This is a genomic window from Polycladospora coralii (assembly GCF_014773435.2).
In the GTDB taxonomy this organism is placed as follows: domain Bacteria; phylum Bacillota; class Bacilli; order Thermoactinomycetales; family Thermoactinomycetaceae; genus Polycladospora; species Polycladospora coralii.
In genome coordinates, this window is the sequence record NZ_JACXAG020000002.1 from 508361 (window position 1) to 524709 (window position 16349).

At 39.5% G+C, this 16349-nt stretch carries 20 protein-coding genes; 8 read left to right on the forward strand and 12 right to left on the reverse strand.

Annotated features, from left to right (window positions below; all coding sequences use genetic code 11):
- Positions 1–10: 10 nt before the first annotated feature.
- The 9 genes from IC619_RS06830 to IC619_RS06870 all read right to left on the reverse strand — a co-directional run bounded on the left by IC619_RS06830 (position 11) and on the right by IC619_RS06870 (position 4912).
- On the reverse strand, positions 11–1051 hold the full coding sequence (locus IC619_RS06830; protein WP_191141182.1) for a replication initiation factor domain-containing protein: 1041 nt from the start codon (positions 1049–1051) through the stop codon (positions 11–13).
- 468 nt (positions 1052–1519) lie between these two features.
- Positions 1520–1669 (reverse strand): hypothetical protein, encoded by a 150-nt coding sequence (locus tag IC619_RS06835; RefSeq protein ID WP_213260839.1) that lies wholly within the window; start codon positions 1667–1669, stop codon positions 1520–1522.
- Positions 1670–1823: 154 nt separating this feature from the next.
- The gene (locus IC619_RS06840; protein WP_191141180.1) at positions 1824–3248 is read right to left on the reverse strand and encodes an FtsK/SpoIIIE domain-containing protein; all 1425 of its coding nucleotides are present in this window, start codon (positions 3246–3248) and stop codon (positions 1824–1826) included.
- A gap of 12 nt (positions 3249–3260) precedes the next feature.
- The gene (locus tag IC619_RS06845; protein WP_191141179.1) at positions 3261–3410 is read right to left on the reverse strand and encodes a hypothetical protein; all 150 of its coding nucleotides are present in this window, start codon (positions 3408–3410) and stop codon (positions 3261–3263) included.
- Between the two features lie 12 nt (positions 3411–3422).
- A complete protein-coding gene (locus IC619_RS06850) occupies positions 3423–3587 on the reverse strand; it encodes a hypothetical protein (RefSeq protein ID WP_191141178.1) in 165 nt (54 codons plus the stop codon).
- 27 nt (positions 3588–3614) lie between these two features.
- The gene (locus IC619_RS06855; RefSeq protein ID WP_191141177.1) at positions 3615–3968 is read right to left on the reverse strand and encodes a single-stranded DNA-binding protein; all 354 of its coding nucleotides are present in this window, start codon (positions 3966–3968) and stop codon (positions 3615–3617) included.
- Between the two features lie 246 nt (positions 3969–4214).
- A complete protein-coding gene (locus IC619_RS06860) occupies positions 4215–4379 on the reverse strand; it encodes a hypothetical protein (RefSeq protein ID WP_191141176.1) in 165 nt (54 codons plus the stop codon).
- Positions 4380–4583 (reverse strand): hypothetical protein, encoded by a 204-nt coding sequence (locus IC619_RS06865; RefSeq protein ID WP_191141175.1) that lies wholly within the window; start codon positions 4581–4583, stop codon positions 4380–4382.
- Positions 4584–4618: 35 nt separating this feature from the next.
- Positions 4619–4912: a helix-turn-helix domain-containing protein gene (locus IC619_RS06870; RefSeq protein ID WP_191141174.1), complete on the reverse strand. Its 294-nt coding sequence runs from the start codon at positions 4910–4912 to the stop codon at positions 4619–4621.
- A 237-nt stretch (positions 4913–5149) separates the two neighbouring features.
- On the opposite strand from IC619_RS06870, the gene IC619_RS17185 reads away from it, so the two are divergent.
- From IC619_RS17185 to IC619_RS06890, 4 genes are all read left to right on the forward strand, one after another.
- A complete protein-coding gene (locus IC619_RS17185) occupies positions 5150–5938 on the forward strand; it encodes a GntR family transcriptional regulator (protein WP_191141185.1) in 789 nt (262 codons plus the stop codon).
- Positions 5938–6483 (forward strand): 2-C-methyl-D-erythritol 2,4-cyclodiphosphate synthase, encoded by a 546-nt coding sequence (locus IC619_RS06880; RefSeq protein WP_191141184.1) that lies wholly within the window; start codon positions 5938–5940, stop codon positions 6481–6483. The genes IC619_RS17185 and IC619_RS06880 overlap by 1 nt, the downstream gene beginning before the upstream one ends.
- A 664-nt stretch (positions 6484–7147) precedes the next feature.
- Complete coding sequence (locus IC619_RS06885; RefSeq protein ID WP_191139967.1) at positions 7148–7546, forward strand: ArsI/CadI family heavy metal resistance metalloenzyme; 399 nt, start codon at positions 7148–7150, stop codon at positions 7544–7546.
- Positions 7547–7585: 39 nt separating this feature from the next.
- Positions 7586–7933 (forward strand): ArsR/SmtB family transcription factor, encoded by a 348-nt coding sequence (locus IC619_RS06890; protein WP_191139968.1) that lies wholly within the window; start codon positions 7586–7588, stop codon positions 7931–7933.
- A gap of 438 nt (positions 7934–8371) precedes the next feature.
- On the opposite strand, the gene IC619_RS06895 is transcribed toward IC619_RS06890, so the two are convergent.
- From IC619_RS06895 to IC619_RS06905, 3 genes are all read right to left on the reverse strand, one after another.
- Positions 8372–8518: a low molecular weight phosphatase family protein gene (locus IC619_RS06895; RefSeq protein WP_191139969.1), complete on the reverse strand. Its 147-nt coding sequence runs from the start codon at positions 8516–8518 to the stop codon at positions 8372–8374.
- 99 nt (positions 8519–8617) lie between these two features.
- Positions 8618–9331: a sulfotransferase family 2 domain-containing protein gene (locus IC619_RS06900; protein ID WP_191139970.1), complete on the reverse strand. Its 714-nt coding sequence runs from the start codon at positions 9329–9331 to the stop codon at positions 8618–8620.
- 95 nt (positions 9332–9426) lie between these two features.
- Complete coding sequence (locus tag IC619_RS06905; protein ID WP_191139971.1) at positions 9427–9984, reverse strand: putative glycolipid-binding domain-containing protein; 558 nt, start codon at positions 9982–9984, stop codon at positions 9427–9429.
- Positions 9985–10083: 99 nt separating this feature from the next.
- Here IC619_RS06905 and IC619_RS06910 point away from each other — a divergent pair, with 99 nt between their 5' ends.
- The 4 genes from IC619_RS06910 (at position 10084) to IC619_RS06925 (ending at position 16349) form a co-directional block, all read left to right on the forward strand.
- Positions 10084–10521: a DMT family transporter gene (locus tag IC619_RS06910; RefSeq protein ID WP_191139972.1), complete on the forward strand. Its 438-nt coding sequence runs from the start codon at positions 10084–10086 to the stop codon at positions 10519–10521.
- A 14-nt stretch (positions 10522–10535) separates the two neighbouring features.
- Entirely contained in the window at positions 10536–11369 is an 834-nt protein-coding gene (locus IC619_RS06915; RefSeq protein WP_191139973.1) for a CPBP family intramembrane glutamic endopeptidase, read from the forward strand.
- Between the two features lie 153 nt (positions 11370–11522).
- On the forward strand, positions 11523–12560 hold the full coding sequence (desA, locus tag IC619_RS06920) for a Delta(5) desaturase DesA (protein WP_191139974.1): 1038 nt from the start codon (positions 11523–11525) through the stop codon (positions 12558–12560).
- A gap of 117 nt (positions 12561–12677) precedes the next feature.
- The gene (locus tag IC619_RS06925; RefSeq protein ID WP_191139975.1) at positions 12678–16349 is read left to right on the forward strand and encodes a dynamin family protein; all 3672 of its coding nucleotides are present in this window, start codon (positions 12678–12680) and stop codon (positions 16347–16349) included.

Sequence of the window (16349 nt, forward strand, 5' to 3'; positions counted from 1 at the left end):
ATTCCTCCAATTATCCTGATAAGGTTGTCGTTTTTTGGTATTGCCTAATCATCGCTTGATCTCGTGGTTTCAGCCTACTCATACCGTCCTGGATCAAATCATATATAGCGGACATTTCGCCATCCATAGCACGAATGACCACTGCAAGTGTTGGGGCAACCTGTTTCCTCATCCAGGTTAAGCGTTTCTCAACACTCGCCTCCATTTCGTTATTTTGTTTCAAAGCAAGCGGTTCTACATTTCGTAAAAAGTGTTCCCACCACTTTACTACTGGCCAGCGTCTTTTGTTTGAGTCTGTCTTTTGTTTGACAACAAACCGTAAGTAGTATTTCAAGATTCCTTTAATGATTGTTCCGATCTCAATGTCGTTTGCGATTAAACCAGCGATTGTTTGCGCTCTTTCTTTTCTTGATTGAATTTCCGTTCGGTTCCATATTTCGGGGACCGTATCAGGATTTACACCTTCACGCCCTAATTGTTCTAGTGCTTTGTTATACATTCGAATAATGATAAGAGAAGTTGATGCTCCAAAATAAACTGTCTCACCAGATGTTGATCCATCCCCGATTTTAACTTGTTCTATCCGTTTGGCTGACCTAAATCGAGAAACCAGTTCATTTCGCTTTACCTTTGCAATCACCTGATTAATCGACCAACAACCCATGTGATCATCTAACGCGATATCTAAACGGGAGAATTGCGCCTCGACCGCGAGCATGACACCAAATAAAGCTTTCCAAGGCACTTTTCCGATGTTTTCATATTCACGGCAACCCTTGCCGGTCATAGATAGATGGACTCCCATTTCCTTTCGTCCCCCATATAAGATTGAAATATTGCCAAGTCGTAGGGATAAAGGATAACCATACATTCCGATATCCATTTCGGTAAAATCATCTGGATTAAGGAGTAAAACTTCTTCAATGACTTGTCGTTCGGTGAGGTTTTGAAAAGTAACACCAAGCCAGTCACAGCAAGCGATTAAGCCAGTTGGTTTCGTACGTTCTGCCCCCGTGTTACTAGACGGGGGTGCTAGCGTTCTGGTTGACATCGGAACGCTCCTTTCCGTGCTTGTTCTTTTTTTAAAAGAATAGAGTGACATCATGAAGGGTTCTTTGTAAGAATGATGATTGTTACAGTCTGCTGTAGGTATCATGCATTCCAAAGGCATCAAGGGGGATAAAAAAAGAAGAACGCTTTTTTGATCCTAAAAACACCCTTGACTCCTTTTCCATTCCTGATCTGGGCTGTTCAAGACGCTAAGCCATAGAGCGCTTAGCGCCTCTTTTTCACACAAACTTAAACGGTTATCATTACTGGAACCACCTATTTCATTACATCGCCTTTTTCATAAGCCATCCAACGCTCAAAATCATGTGTGATTCCACTTTTATACTTGCATCTAAAGTAACAACAGACCCAATAACCTCGGTAGTCATGGAATAGATCCTGTTGAAAGATCATTTCATTTGAACACTTAGGACAGTTCACAATGTCATCTCCCTTGTTTTTGGTTAGATTACCAACCGTAATGACCTTCTAATTCCCGATCATTTCCCCAACCAGTAGGGCTTTCTCTACGATCCCAACCATAATCAACTTTTAGAGCTGCTTCATCGTTCTCTTTCAATTCATCAAAGACAGAGCCATTAAGCCAACCTAACATCATCGACACCAACCTTTCAGAACCATTGATTTGTAAGACGGGATATCAAATGGGTATATGTTTTTGTGATGCATCTTCTCTTGCCAGCGGTATAACTTCTCTTTATCTAAGGCTGGGATTCCTTTTCCCTTCGGACAGTCTCCCAGCCAGATAGAGATTAAAGACCTGTTTCGATGGTTGTTCCAAGTTCATTTGTTTTCGGGTTCGCTGGCTTTTGTTGTGGTAACGTTTCTTGCATGTTTTTTTCTTGCGTTGCTAGGCTACTTCTTTGTTGTTCAAGATCATCAAGGAATTTAGACTGGGCATAATCTGGAAAGCGGAATAATTCGATTCTCCCGTCACCGATACAGGCATACCCGTGACCGAGTGTGACGGAATCAAGTTGTTTCGACTTATCTCTTCCAAATGCCATTTCAAGCGCCGTTTCGGAACCACCAAGCACAATTTTAGCGGTTAGGTTGTCGCGAATGACGGTTGGCATAAAGGTGCTGTCTGGACGTTGAAAGATCATTACCAATTGGACACCTGCGGCACGACCTCGCAAGGAGATATCGCGAATTAAACCTAAAATTCGGTCTCTTTCGGATTCACCGGTTTCTTTATCCTTTTTTGTGGATAGAGCTTCCAGTAGATAGATGGCTTCATCAATAACGAGGAAATAGGGTTTTTCATTGATCTGGGAATAGTGGTTTTTTCGCTGTGTTTCCATGGTTTTAAAGCGCTGGTCTACTTCTGTTTGGGCTTCCTCGACTAAACGGATAAATCCTGACGTATCTGTTGCGACATCAAAGCCAAGGTCTTGCAGATGAGTAAATTCAACTTGTTTTCCGTCGGCTACTTTAACGATCCACTCTGATCGCAGTTGAACCAATAGGTTACGGATGAAAGTACTCTTACCTGTTCCTGTCGGTCCAATGATTAAGGCATGGGGGAAGTGTTCAAAATCCCAGACGAGTTTTCCACCCGTTGCATAGCCAAGCGCTAAATTGTGATCGGTGTCGGTTTTGTATGTTACAGAATTGGCTTGAATTTCTCCATACTGCAAAGTGATTTCTACTATTCCGCGGCTAATTTGAAAGGAGACGAGCGAACAGCCCAGGGAGTGCGCAAATGCATTTACTTTTCGTTCCCATTCTTGCTCGGTTTGACCAGGTATCATTTTGAATTCGATGTAGATATTCACTTTATCTTTGTGGATTTGGGCACAGGGGTAATGGAGGATTTCTTGTCGACGCGTTCGCCCCTCGGAACCTGTGATCTCTCGATGCTCTTTTTTAACCAATCCTGCATGGAGAAGGGTTTCCCGCAGTCGTTTTGACACCTGTCTTGAAAGTAGGTGGTGACGAAATTGTCCCCAAAAGAGTTGATGAACGGAATGAACAGCTTTTCTGCTATCTGGAAAAGTACTGATGATCGCTATGGATGAATAGGAGATGAATGAGATAGCACCTGCTGTGCTTCGATCACTGATAATCGCCAGTGGGAGAATGAGTGGAGCCAGCCACGGTGTGATCCCGTAGCTTAGCCACCCCATGAAACGGAAGACACCCGGTTTTTTCTGATAAAATGTAATGGTTTTCATAGGGAATCCTCCTTATCTGTACCAATTTGCATGTTTCTTACAGTAAAAGTCACCGAAAACCTTATATTCACCATCCACTTTTTTTCCTTCATTTGCACAATCCGGACAATACTTTCTTAAGGCATCATCCATTCCATCCTTTTTACTTTTAGACCAAAACATGTTTTCCACTCCTTATATCCAAAAGTTTTTCTTTCTTCTGACATCTTTGATTTCACGATGTGTATAAGCGGCTAACTTCCCCTCGCCTTCTTTTTTCCAGTAATCGTACTCTTTTTCTAGCTTTTCTAACTTCTTTTCTCGTCTGTCTTCTCTTTGATCTTTACTAAACCAGCCCATTTTAACGCCTCCTCAGGATAATTGAATTTATCTGGCAATGGCTTGCGTATTTCCCATGGAACTACGGGGTTTACTCAGAAACTGAACTTCTTCGGCTACAATGTCTGTGTTGTATTTGGTTTCACCTGTTGCTTTGTCTGGGTACTTGGAAACGCTGATCCGACCCATAATGGAAATGAGAGAACCTTTGACCAGATGTGCGCATCGTTCAGCTTGATTAGACCATAGCTTTATTGAGATGAAATCGGAGGTCATTTCTTTTTTCTTGCGGTCATAGTAGCCATCTACGGCTAGTGTGAGAAACATAAATGGCTTTCCTTTACCCGTCTTGTGTAACTTTGGATCCCTTACGACACGACCAATGAGGTTAACTTGATTCATTTTGTCATTCCTCCTATTTTTCACTTTTTAATGTGGCTAACTTTAACAACATGTTGAAGGTTAAACATCCCATCATCAAAAACTAAGTTACCGGAATAGCCATTCTTAGAGATCAATTTCAATACTTGAGTAGCTTGGTTCCCTGAAAGCCTAACAACATCGCCAGTGGCAAAGTGGAGTAATACACTCTTTATCTCATCCAAACTCCTCACATCCCTATTTGTTTGGTTCGGAATCTTACTCAAACTAATCTGATGAAACTTCAACTTTTGCACCTTCACGCAGCAAACCTTTTACCTTTTCTACCGCTTGATCCAAATTTCTTGCATAGATGGTTAGCTCCAGCGAATCTAATTCTGTCATGAACACGAATTGATTGCCTATCATGTTTGATAGATGCCATTTCATCACTTACCACCACCCCTTGCTACGACCATCTACATAGACTTGCTTCTTAGAGCAGTCGCGCGCTTTCAGATATTCTTTTTGAGCTTTTCTTTTCTTCCCTAACTGTTCATACCGTTCCATTTCTTCATAATGGTAATCTGCCATATGACCTAATTGTTTGATTTTTTTCTTGCCTTCTGCTTCTGTGCCTTCCCAAAACCAACCCATTTTAACTCCTCCTTAATTGATTTCACATTGCGCGTTCATCCTGTAAGATGGTTCACTTCACATCCGTTTTGAAGTTGCTGATCCAACCATTGTTCGAGCTGTCGTCGTGGGATTAATTTTCGATGACCGATATCTACTACAGGGAAGTCTGGACGATGTAAAAGGTCGTACAGCTTAGAGCGGCTAATACCTAGAATCTTTGCGGTTTGTTCTACACTGTAAGTTAATGATTCGGATGAAGGCTGTTCCATTCTTTGCGTTAGTTGGAGTACTTTTTCATTTAGATCAGCTAAAGATCTAAGAAGAGAAAGAAATGATTCTTGATGCATTGAAAAACCTCCTTATCGAATTAATTGTTTACCGACTGTTATTAAATCCATTTGTGTGTATTTAGTACAAAAAATGCTCTTGATATGTTCAACTGGTATATACCTCTTTAATCAAACTATACCAAAGATATATACCATAGTCAATGATTTTTTTTGATTTTTTTGGTAAGATATTTATAACATCTTTGGTATCGACCACTTAGGTTTTACTGGTTTTGATTCTGGGAGGGAATAACAGTGGAAAAAAACACAAAAATTGATGAGGTTGTAGAAACCTTACGCCAGCGAATTATAGAGGGGATATATGTTGCTGGTAAAAAATTACCATCAGAAAGGGAATTGTCACAAGAACTAGGAGTGAGTAGAGGTACAATACGAGGCTCTCTTTTAAGGCTTCAAGCAGCTGGTTTAATTGACATAGTTCCTCGAGGAGGAGTTTTTGTACGCTCTAATATTTCAAAGCTGATAATAGGACAGCTTGATTTGCCAATAGCAGAAGGGTTGGAATTAAAAAGAGCAGGTTCATTTGTTCAAGAAATGAAAAATAAAGGTAGAGACGTCTTGGTGCGTTTTTTGGTGCCATCTACGATTATGACACTTGGAGATCAACTTGGAGAAAAAATGAAAAAAGATTCAAATGAGGAGGTCTTGCGCCGTTACAGGGTACATCTTGTAGATCGAATACCATATCGGATTCTGGATAGTTATTATCTGGCAGAATATTTAGGTGATCTTGTAGGACAAGACAATAATTACATTCCTCTTTTTAAGTGGCTTAGAGAAAATAAGGGGATAAAAGCAAACCGGGCTTTCGAGAAAATTTCATGCAGGATGCCAACTATGGAAGAGGCAGAGATACTTAATATTGCAAGGAATCAGCCGGTTGTAGAATTGGATAGATGGGTGTGGGGAGAGAAAGAAGTTGACAGAGAAGAAGTCTTATTTGAATACACAAGAATGATAGCTGATGCTTCACGTCATGATTTTACTTATTCTTACACCATTGAGGAGGAGGCAAGTGTTTGATGAATGAAAAAGATAAAAAAGAGATAATTCAAGAAGTAATATTAACACTTTCAAAAAAACACCGTATATCGTGGGCTTCAGATTTTCACGCGTTTGAAAAAGGTAGACAATTAACTCTTGCTGGGGTAACCTTTGATAATTTTCCTAAAGGACCTAATACAAAAAGAACGGATGGGGATGTAGTAGCACATGCAATAGTGATGGCTCTTGGTTCTGCAACTAAAACCGGAGATATTGATGATTGGTTTCCAGATGAGGGGGAAACTGGTATAAAGTCTATTGAATATTTAACTAGTATGAGAAAACGTTTGATAGAGCCGAAAAATCTAATTATTGGGCAGGTTGATGTGACAATAATTTGCGGCGAGTATCCCCGAATGAAGAAAAAAGTTCCATTGATGGAACAGAACATTGCACAAGGACTTGGAATTAATTTAGAACAAGTTCATTTAAAAGTTTCAAGCATGGATGGAAATGATGAGTTTGCCCGATTGGAAGGAATAGAAGCTAGAGTGATTGTCAGCCTATGGGAAGATTTTATGTAATCCTCTGTTTGCAAACAAATTGCAAACACAAGACACAAACAAGAAGAGTGTTTCTAATCAAATAGAACACTCTTCTTTTGATTTTTATACACATTGGACATTATTACGCACTATGAATTGAAGGTCTTATATATTGACACGGTAGAGGTCGCTGGTTCGATCCCAGTACTGCCCACCAGTCGGAAATCTTGCAGATGCAAGGTTTTTTTGTGTTTTGGGGCAAATAAAATCGATATCATTCGTAATCAAGTTGATCGTCACCCCACTGCTATGGATTTCGTGCTGGTGATCTGCGGTGATCAACAAGATGTCTTGGTATTTCTCCTTTCGTAGATGGCACATGGTCACCATTTCCAAGACGAGTCTCACGATGAACAAAATCGACAGGAGGAAGATGATCAAAGCTTAGGGGTGCGATTTTCGTATCAGGATGTATTGGAAATGGGTTGTATAGACGATAGATATTAGCTAAGGAAGTTTGATGAATTAAATGAAACGTGTCGATTAGCCGAAGTGAGGATTTATATAGCAAAATCAACACGCTGTATGCTTGTGTAATAACTAATCAACTTTATTTGATTTATGTCTTGACTAATCAATAATTTTTGATGTATATTTATATCAATAAAAGTTGATTTAAAAAACACCAAAGGAGCGTTTAATCATGACTTTAAAGCCGCATGTAGCCGTAAATGTAAAGCAATTAGATCAATCGATCCATTTTTATACCCATCTTTTTGGAGTAGATCCTGTCAAAGTGAAGCCTCAATATGCTAAATTTGATTTACAAGCACCACCTCTAAACTTCACCTTGAATGAAGGCGGAGAAGTTTCAGGAGGGATTAATCACTTGGGTATTCAAGTTTCTTCTACAGAGGAGGTTTTACAAGCTAAGGAGCGATTGCAAGAATCTGGGGTGGCAACATTTGATGAGATGAATACGAATTGTTGTTATGCGCGGCAAGATAAAATCTGGGTTACGAGTCCAGATGGTCATGAGTGGGAAGTATTTACGGTACTAGAAGATATAGAACATAAAGAATCATCATCTTGCTGTACGTAATGGGATGAGGGATTCAGATGAACACTGGAGGTTTTTCAGATGGCTCTAACAATTGAACAACTCGCACTTGTAGCTAAAGCATTGAGTGATCCTATCCGCCTTCGCATCTTGGATTTGGTTAAAGCAGGATATGATGAGCTATCAGCTTCGCCCCCAGTTGCTTGTTGCAGTGGAGGAGTTTGTGTTTGTGATATTCAGGATGCCTTAGATATGGCACAATCTAAAGTTTCCTATCACTTAAGAGAGCTCAAGCAGGCAGGCTTGCTTCATGAAACGAAACAAGGAAAGTGGAATTTTTATTCGATCAATAGCCAGACGCTAGATGCATTTCTACAAAACATGCATATGCGCTATGTGAAGGATGATGAGCGTGAATCTAATCCATAAGGTTTAGGTTCGAGAGGTAACTCCAAATGATCTTCATGCGATATGATCTATCTACAACCAAGGAATAGAAGGTCGAATTGCCACTTTGGAGGTAGGACCCCAATCATTCGGTGACATAAAGAAGTGGTTCGAGGGACGCGAAGATCGATATGCCATTCTTGTTGTGTATTTGGAAGAAGAGATAGTGGGCTTCGCATCACGCAATCCTTACGCTCATCGTTTTGCTTATCGTGTTGGCTCTTAACTTTTACGAGTATTACACTTTCATAAGCTCGTATTATTCGCGGTCTAAAATTATATCGTAAAGTAGGATTTCGAGAAGTTGGTGTTTTCCATAATCAAGGAGTAGTAGATGGACCGTTTGTTAATGTAATGGCATTGGAAAAAGTCTTATAATGAGAGCAAGCATCCTTTCGTAAAAGAGGAGGCTTGCTTTCTTTATATTGTAGCGGTTGCGAATGGTTGGTTACGTGTTTTGATTTGATGGCGTACTTGCTGAAACACTACCCCTTTTTCTTCTGATGTATCTGCTACTCTAGCAGGATCTTCAATTCCCCAGTGGTGGAGTAATCGGGCATTTATCATTCGCATCGCCACAAGCACGGATGAATGATGTCAAAGGCTTGGATGGAAATATCGATTCTTTGATGTTTTAAGTCTTGGCTGAAACGAGTGTGTATATGATCAAAGTTGATTAAAATCTTGTAAAAGCTTTTCCTTTGCAAATTGATAGAGGTTCACATCATTTTGGTTCTTACTTTGGAGGTGTGAAATAAGATCAGATGACATTTCTCTTCTCAATTTATCTGAATGACCTGGATTTAAATGTGGGAACGTGTTTATTTTCCAATTAAATCGTTTCTTCATTAATTTAAAAGATTCAGCGTACCTATCTGTCACGCCAACAACAGCATACTTGTGTAGGATGTTTTCCTTAGCTTCTTTTAAAGCAGTGTTTGACTTCCCTGAGATCATGTAGGTTTGAAGGTTCTCCCTACAGTGTTTAGTATAGACAAATTGTTCGAATGTCATATGTGAAGGTATGCGTCTTTGTCTTTGGAAAGCAAGGTATAATGATAATATCTGATCTACAGGATTTCGAACCATGGCTAGATACGTGATAGGTCGTTCAGTGGTTACTAACGCTAATGCTGGTTTGTTCAGATGAGGGAATGTGATGCCATAACCGAAATGACCACTTATACATTTGATTTTGGGTAGCACATGATTAATTCGATTCCCAATCTGTTGCGTATCCCTAAAATGTACACCATGATCGTTGTATAAAAATAATGCCTGTGCTTTATATTCTCTTTCTAATAATGTTCGTAATGTTGTACCGCCTGTTTTGGGGATATGCGTGAACAAAATAAGCTCTTGCTTGTGTCCAACAGACATATATAACCCTCTTTCCTAGTATACGGCTTCTATAAATATCGTATGAGGAAAAAGTAGGAAAGGTACGCCTTTCTTTGGTAGATAGCGTCTGGTCATTAATATAATCTGATGTACAACTGAGGATAATCTACCACAAGTCCAGACTGATCTACTATAATTTCGGATGAAAACCCACTCGTATAAGAGAGATAAGCATAAGTAATCGGACAGTTTTGTGCTCCTAGGTGATGATACTGTTGCTTTGCGGGTACAATTTGACCTGAGATAACGTCAATATAGACAACCTGAATGTCTGCACTTTGATGTGGATACAGGTTGAGTCGTCTGATTGGGAGCGTATTTGTAAAGGGTGTACAAGATAGATCGATGTCGATGCATTCGCTTAGATGTGGTAGGGGTTGTCCATGACCATCAGTCCAGCTCCCGTTTCCATTCGACTGTAAATGAAAGAGGGTTTCCTGCTCAGATCGAACTTTACATTCTAGAACCTGCCAATCCTTATTGAGGTGGATTTGATAGTGTATGTAGAGTGGCTTATCTTCTTCAACACCAATGATAATGCTTTCGATTAAGATGTGATCAGGATGCTCTGTTAAGGACAGAGATTCAATCGTTTGACCACTTGCGGATTTCCAAATGACTTTTTTGGTCATTTTACACACCTTCTTTATTTTCAAAAAGTTTTCTTATATTATACTGTAGGAAGTACAAAAAGTAATGCTTCTGTTAAATGGATTGGAAAGGATGAAAATATGAATCGAGTGGCGTTATTTATACCGATCATTGGCGGAATTTGTGTAGCTTTTCAAGCAGGCGTAAACGGGGCGTTGGGGAGGAAGATCGGTACTGTAGAAGGGGCATTTATCTCATTTTTTGTCGGAGCATTTACTTTGTTGATAGCGATGTTAGTCATTGGCAAGGGGGATGTGATGCGTGTTTTTACAGTTCCCAAATGGCAATTATTAGGTGGAGTGCTAGGTTCAATTTATGTTGTATGTATGGTGATTGCAACTCCACGCATTGGCGTTGCTTCCGCTATCGTGGCACTCATTTTTGGACAAGTCGTAGCGAGTATGATTATTGACCATTTTGGATTGATCTCCGGTCAAGCGATTCCCATCAGTGGAAAACGGATTCTGGGTGTGCTCCTGTTAGGTGTTGCCATGTATCTATTTTATAATGGAGACTGAGAGGTGGATTGTTATTGGATTTTATACAAGAAACAGATAAAGGAAGATATATTCCTCATCCGATTTTAGCGATATTTCTGATTTTTTCATTCTTTATGATGAGCGAATTTGTAGTTATACTTTTAAATGAATGGGTCTCACCCATTTTTTATGAAAATATGTTGGTTTACTTTTTAAGTAGCTTTATCAGTTTGATGATTATCCTCTTTGTATGGGTTAGATTTATAGAGAGAAGGTCACTAGTTACACTTGGACTAGCAAATGAACGGATACTTTTCTTATACGGTAAAGGGGTTTTAATTGGTTTTTTATATTTAAGTATATGCGTTTTGATCCTATGGTCATTTGGGTATCTCGATCTGTCCTTTAGTCTCTCACAGCCAGGTGTTTTCCTGATACTACCGCTATTTGTTTTTATGATTCAAGCCGCTACAGAAGAAATATTAGTCAGAGGATGGCTTTTCCCCGTTCTTGCCAAGCGGATGCCTATTCTTGTAGGTGCAGTCATTTCAAGTCTCTTTTTTGTCGTGGCACATGTGTTAAATCCTAACTTCACATGGATATCTGCGCTAAATATTTTTTTGTTTGGTATGTATGCTGTCGCTTATACACTAAAGGAAGGCGGCATATGGGGAATTTGTGGCTGGCATATGGTTTGGAATTTTGCGCAAATCGCTCTATTTGGGATTCCAGTGAGTGGGATTACACCTTTTTTTGATTCCGTGTTATTTGCGTCTGTTGAAGGACCGGATTACATGAGTGGCGGTAACTTTGGTGTAGAAGGGAGTATCGTCTTATCAATCGTGTTAGGAATTGCAACATTGTACCAATGGATCTATAAAAAATAGTCGTTTTAATTAACCAAGATACACGACGCTTTATATAGTGAAATCATGAAAATCGTTACGACAAAAAATGGAATATGAAGACGGTGGCGTCAGATTTTGTTATAATAAAAACGAATCTGATGAAAACGATACGGATATGAAGAGGATGATGTTATGGACACGAATTCCAAATATGATTTACGAGAGTGGAAGAAAAAGCTTGCTAATTTTGAGCGACCTCGTATTTCAAAGAGTGTATGGCAACTTGTCAATTCGCTCGGCCCATTTCTAATATTATGGGGGCTCGCATACTGGAGTTTATCTATTTCGTATGGTTTAACTTTACTTTTCGCATTGCCTGCTGCGGGCTTTCTCGTGCGTACCTTTATCATTTTTCATGATTGTACCCATTACTCTTTTTTCGCCAATCGTCGTACGAATGAAATTGTCGGCATCGTTTTAGGCTTCCTCACCTTTTGCTCCTATGAACAATGGAAAAATAGTCACGCTGCGCATCATGCTGGTAATGGTAATTTAGAAAAGCGTGGAGTAGGTGATGTATGGACAATGACCTTACAGGAATATGAACGTGCTTCAAAAATAAAGCGCTTTCTTTACCGAACCTACCGCAATCCGATTGTTATGTTTCTTATCGGACCGCTTTATATTTTTCTAATTGATTATCGTTTCAATCGCAAGGGAGCAAGCAAAAAGGAGAAACTGCACGTTTGGCTTACCAATGTGACTTTGGTGACCATTCTCGTAATGGTTGGCTATACGATAGGTTGGAAAGCGTTTGTACTCATTGAGCTCCCCATCTTCTATGTGGCGTCTCTATTAGGCGTATGGTTATTTTATGTGCAGCATCAGTTTGAAGAAGGCTACTTTGAAAATAACGAGAACTGGAATTATGTTGAGGCGGCGCTTAAAGGAAGCTCTTTTTACAAGTTACCGAAAGTGTTACAGTGGTTCTCAGGTAATATCGGCTTTCACCATGTTCACCATCTCAATTCCCGTGTACCCAATTATTATTTGGAACGAGCGCATAAAAGCGATCCGCTATTACAAGAAGTGACGACATTAACGCTGTGGACGAGTTTAAAGTCCCTTACCTTTAAATTATGGGATGAACAATCGAAGAAGTTCGTCGGAAATCGAGCGATTCGTGTCTATTTACGGAGAAATAGACAAGCGCATCATTCCAAAATGTGATATGCAAACAAGACGACCTCCAACGTAGAGGTCGTTTTTTTTATACCCCTATATTCAATGAGGGAAATCGAGTAAAATAAATAAGGATTACTATGAACTGAGGAGCGGCAAGCAACGATGCAAACAATCAACTTGAAATGGTTAGATCGACTAGGATATCTATATCAAGAGATAGAACAACATGGTGATATTGAAAATCGTAATAAAGTACATGATTTAATTCAGAAGGCCGATCGACAAGAGCTTTTGATCGCTTTTTGCGGTCATTTCTCAGCAGGAAAGTCTACCCTGCTTAATCGACTCTATGGAGAACCAATCTTGCCAACAAGCCCGATCCCGACCAGTGCCAATGTGGTCAAAATTGAACGGGGAGAAAATCGTGTCGTATTGGAACTGAGCACTGGAGAGAAACATCTTTTCACAGGAACCTACTCGGATGAAGAATTAAAAGCGTTATGTAAAAACGGGGAAGAGATCTTAGCCGTTCATATTTACCGTGAAGTATCGCATTTGCCCGAACGTGTGGGTTTACTAGATACACCGGGGATCGATTCGGTAGATGAGGCGCATCGAGAAGCGACCGAATCAGCGCTACATGTGGCAGATTGTATTTTTTATATGATGGATTATAATCATGTACAATCTGAAGTGAACCATGACTATATTAAAAGATTAACGGAACGTGGCAAGAAGGTTTACGTCATTATTAACCAAATCGATAAACACCAAGAAAATGAGCTTTCTTTTTCTGCTTATCAAGCGAGCATAGAAAGTTCTTTTCGTGCATGGGAAGTGCCTCTAGCCGGTATTTTTTATACTTCTATGCGAGATGAAACGCATCCAAATAACCAGTTTTCTACATTAAAAAAGAAAATCGATAGCATCATTCAAAATAAATCGACATATATGGAAGAGAGTATCTATGCAGAAGCATCATTTTTAATTGAGTCTCATATGGCATATTGCAAACATGAACAACAAGATCAGCTGCATGCGTTGGAGCAGTGTATTAAGGAAATGGGGCAACCCAAAGAAGAGCTAGACAAAAAAGTAAAACAGGTTACTGAAGCGTACACACAAGTGGAAAAAATGAGTCAAAATATACATGTGAATTTCCATCAGGGACTGGATCAAATCCTGCAAAATGCCTATTTAATGCCTGCTGATTTACGGGATCTTGCATATCGTTATTTAGAGAGCTTACAGACTGGTTTTAAAGTGGGGTTATTTCTAACCAAAACGAAAACAGAAACAGAGAAGAGCGCGCGACTTGAGCACTTTCACACACGCTTATTAGAAGTTGTCACAGCTCAACTTGATACGCATATTAATCAGTATCTGGCTGATTTTATGCGGAAGCAAGAGATTTACAGTGATGAACGCGGAAATGTGATCTATCGAGAGGGGGTCACACTAGAACCTAACTTATTACAGGAGATCCTTAAAGCAGGGGCGGGTCTCACTGGCAATTACGTATTACAATATACGGAAGATCTTGCTCAAGAAATTAAACGGCGTTATAAACAAAAAGGCTTGCATATTTTTTCAAAGATGTATCCCTGGATTGAGGTCAAGTATGCTGAGCAATTAACAGAACTACAACTATCCTTAGATCAACTGAAACAAGCACAAGTAGCCTACGTGCAGTTAGCGAAGTATAAAGATGATTGGGCATTGATGCGTGAAAAATTATGGCATTACCTAGACGGTAAGGTACAGCCTGAGCGAAAGATCGATATCCAACAATTGATACAGGAGGAGCGCGTGATTCGCTCATCCACTAAAATTGGAATGAAGCAAAACATACAAGTTCCGGTAGAAAAAGTTCCAGTTGAATCGGTTACGATAAAGGATGTAAATCCTGATTTGCAATTATCAGGTGTGTGTGATCTATTTGTCCGAGCAGAAAAAACCGTATCTGATCTGACTGGGTTTGAAAACTTGGTATCCACGATGCAGCAAAAGCGAGAGCGAATTCAGAATCAGCAGTATACGATTGCGCTTTTTGGTGCTTTTAGCAGTGGGAAATCATCATTTGCCAATGCTTTAATAGGCGAAAGAATTTTGCCTGTTTCTCCTAATCCGACTACAGCTACGATTAATCAAATTATGCCACCTCAAGCAGGTTTTTCACATGGAGATGTGAAAGTGTTTTTTAAACCCGCGGATATGTTGTTAGAAGATGTAAGACAGGCATTACAGTGGTTTGATTATCATATCGAACGACTAGAAGATGCTTTTTCATATATTGAAGCTTGTATGAAGAAAAAAGCGATGTCGCCCAAGCAAAAATTAGTCCTACCATTTTTAATAGCGGTCCAGAAGGGATTTCACCACTTCGTGGATCTTTTGGGCACTTCGATTACATGTACATTATCAAACTTTCAGGAATATGTAGCGAATGAAGCGAAATCTTGTTTTGTAGAACGTGTCGAACTTTACTATGATTGCCCGCTCACGAGACAAGGAATTCGAATTGTGGATACACCAGGTGCTGATTCGATTCATGCAAGGCATACTGATGTTGCTTTTCAATATATTAAAAATGCAGATGCGATCTTTTTTGTGACGTACTATAATCACGTATTTTCACGTGCAGATCGTGAATTTTTGATTCAATTGGGGCGCGTTAAAGATACATTTACTTTAGATAAGATGTTCTTCATCCTAAATGCGGTTGATTTAGCCGGCTCAAGCGAAGAGCAACATGAAGTACAGCACTATCTGCATGAACAATTACTTACCTATGGCATTCGTCGTCCTAAGCTATTTCCTTTATCAAGCTTGCAAGCACTCGCTGAAAAAGAAGGACGGGCTAAGAAAGACGTAAACTCGGGTATATCGCAATTTGAACAAGCGTTTATGCAATTTGTTCAGAGCGAACTGCAATTGGTAACGATTCAAGGATTAAGCCAAGACTACCACACATTTTGTCAGAAACTAGATCATTTCATTCATTCAGCTACACAGAGTGAAGAGACAAAAAAAGCGCAGCTGATTCAAAATCAACAAGAGCAAACGGAGATTAAAAGTAGATTTGACCGCTTTCAAACAGATACAGAACTTCATATCTTACAGCAAGAGATAGATGAACTAATCTATTATGTAAAGCAACGACTTTTTTATCGTTATCAGGATTTCTTTCAAGAAATTTTTAATCCGTCCATTTTAAAAGAGGATGAGCATACGATGTCTGATAAGCTCATGAGCTGTATGAAAGAATTGCTTGTCTACATGGGTAGTGATTTGATGCAAGAATTACGAGCGACATCTTTAAGGTTGGAAAGTTGGATGGATGAGAAACGCGCTATCGCGATAAAAAATTTACAGGAGGAAGGTCATAAAATAAATGATAAACTCGTTTTCTCGGTTAATGAGCAAGTAAAATATAATTCGATTTTGCTGGCGGAACCCTTTCAAAACCATACTTGGCGCACATTTAAAAAAGAGCTGTCTATGTTTAAAAATCCGAAGCATTTCTTTGAGAAAAATGGGAAAGAGCAAATGCGTGAGCAGATTAGTAAGCGCCTCGAACCTGCTATAGATGATTATTTACAAGCGGAAAAGGATTTATTTATTACGCATTTCCGTAGCGAGTGGGAAAATACATTTCAATTGATGAAAAAACGGGTATATCATGAAGTAAATGCTTTTTATACAGAGATGAACCAGTTTTTAACGGATGAGACGGATATCACAGCATACCATGAAGTGCGAAGTCAATTAGAACATATACTAGACGAGATCGATCAATTTGTGAAAGAGGAACAACTGAGGGGAGAAAACTAA

What these genes read in the sequence shown, in the direction of transcription:
- IC619_RS06830 (WP_191141182.1), bottom strand. Translation starts at nt 1,051, where the DNA reads ATGTCAACCAGAACGCTAGCACCCCCGTCTAGTAACACGGGGGCAGAA.
- IC619_RS06835 (WP_213260839.1), bottom strand. Translation starts at nt 1,669, where the DNA reads ATGATGTTAGGTTGGCTTAATGGCTCTGTCTTTGATGAATTGAAAGAG.
- IC619_RS06840 (WP_191141180.1), bottom strand. Translation starts at nt 3,248, where the DNA reads ATGAAAACCATTACATTTTATCAGAAAAAACCGGGTGTCTTCCGTTTC.
- IC619_RS06845 (WP_191141179.1), bottom strand. Translation starts at nt 3,410, where the DNA reads ATGTTTTGGTCTAAAAGTAAAAAGGATGGAATGGATGATGCCTTAAGA.
- IC619_RS06850 (WP_191141178.1), bottom strand. Translation starts at nt 3,587, where the DNA reads ATGGGCTGGTTTAGTAAAGATCAAAGAGAAGACAGACGAGAAAAGAAG.
- IC619_RS06855 (WP_191141177.1), bottom strand. Translation starts at nt 3,968, where the DNA reads ATGAATCAAGTTAACCTCATTGGTCGTGTCGTAAGGGATCCAAAGTTA.
- IC619_RS06865 (WP_191141175.1), bottom strand. Translation starts at nt 4,583, where the DNA reads ATGGGTTGGTTTTGGGAAGGCACAGAAGCAGAAGGCAAGAAAAAAATC.
- IC619_RS06870 (WP_191141174.1), bottom strand. Translation starts at nt 4,912, where the DNA reads ATGCATCAAGAATCATTTCTTTCTCTTCTTAGATCTTTAGCTGATCTA.
- IC619_RS06880 (WP_191141184.1), top strand. Translation starts at nt 5,938, where the DNA reads ATGAATGAAAAAGATAAAAAAGAGATAATTCAAGAAGTAATATTAACA.
- IC619_RS06885 (WP_191139967.1), top strand. Translation starts at nt 7,148, where the DNA reads ATGACTTTAAAGCCGCATGTAGCCGTAAATGTAAAGCAATTAGATCAA.
- IC619_RS06890 (WP_191139968.1), top strand. Translation starts at nt 7,586, where the DNA reads ATGGCTCTAACAATTGAACAACTCGCACTTGTAGCTAAAGCATTGAGT.
- IC619_RS06895 (WP_191139969.1), bottom strand. Translation starts at nt 8,518, where the DNA reads ATGATAAATGCCCGATTACTCCACCACTGGGGAATTGAAGATCCTGCT.
- IC619_RS06900 (WP_191139970.1), bottom strand. Translation starts at nt 9,331, where the DNA reads ATGTCTGTTGGACACAAGCAAGAGCTTATTTTGTTCACGCATATCCCC.
- IC619_RS06905 (WP_191139971.1), bottom strand. Translation starts at nt 9,984, where the DNA reads ATGACCAAAAAAGTCATTTGGAAATCCGCAAGTGGTCAAACGATTGAA.
- IC619_RS06910 (WP_191139972.1), top strand. Translation starts at nt 10,084, where the DNA reads ATGAATCGAGTGGCGTTATTTATACCGATCATTGGCGGAATTTGTGTA.
- desA (WP_191139974.1), top strand. Translation starts at nt 11,523, where the DNA reads ATGGACACGAATTCCAAATATGATTTACGAGAGTGGAAGAAAAAGCTT.
- IC619_RS06925 (WP_191139975.1), top strand. Translation starts at nt 12,678, where the DNA reads ATGCAAACAATCAACTTGAAATGGTTAGATCGACTAGGATATCTATAT.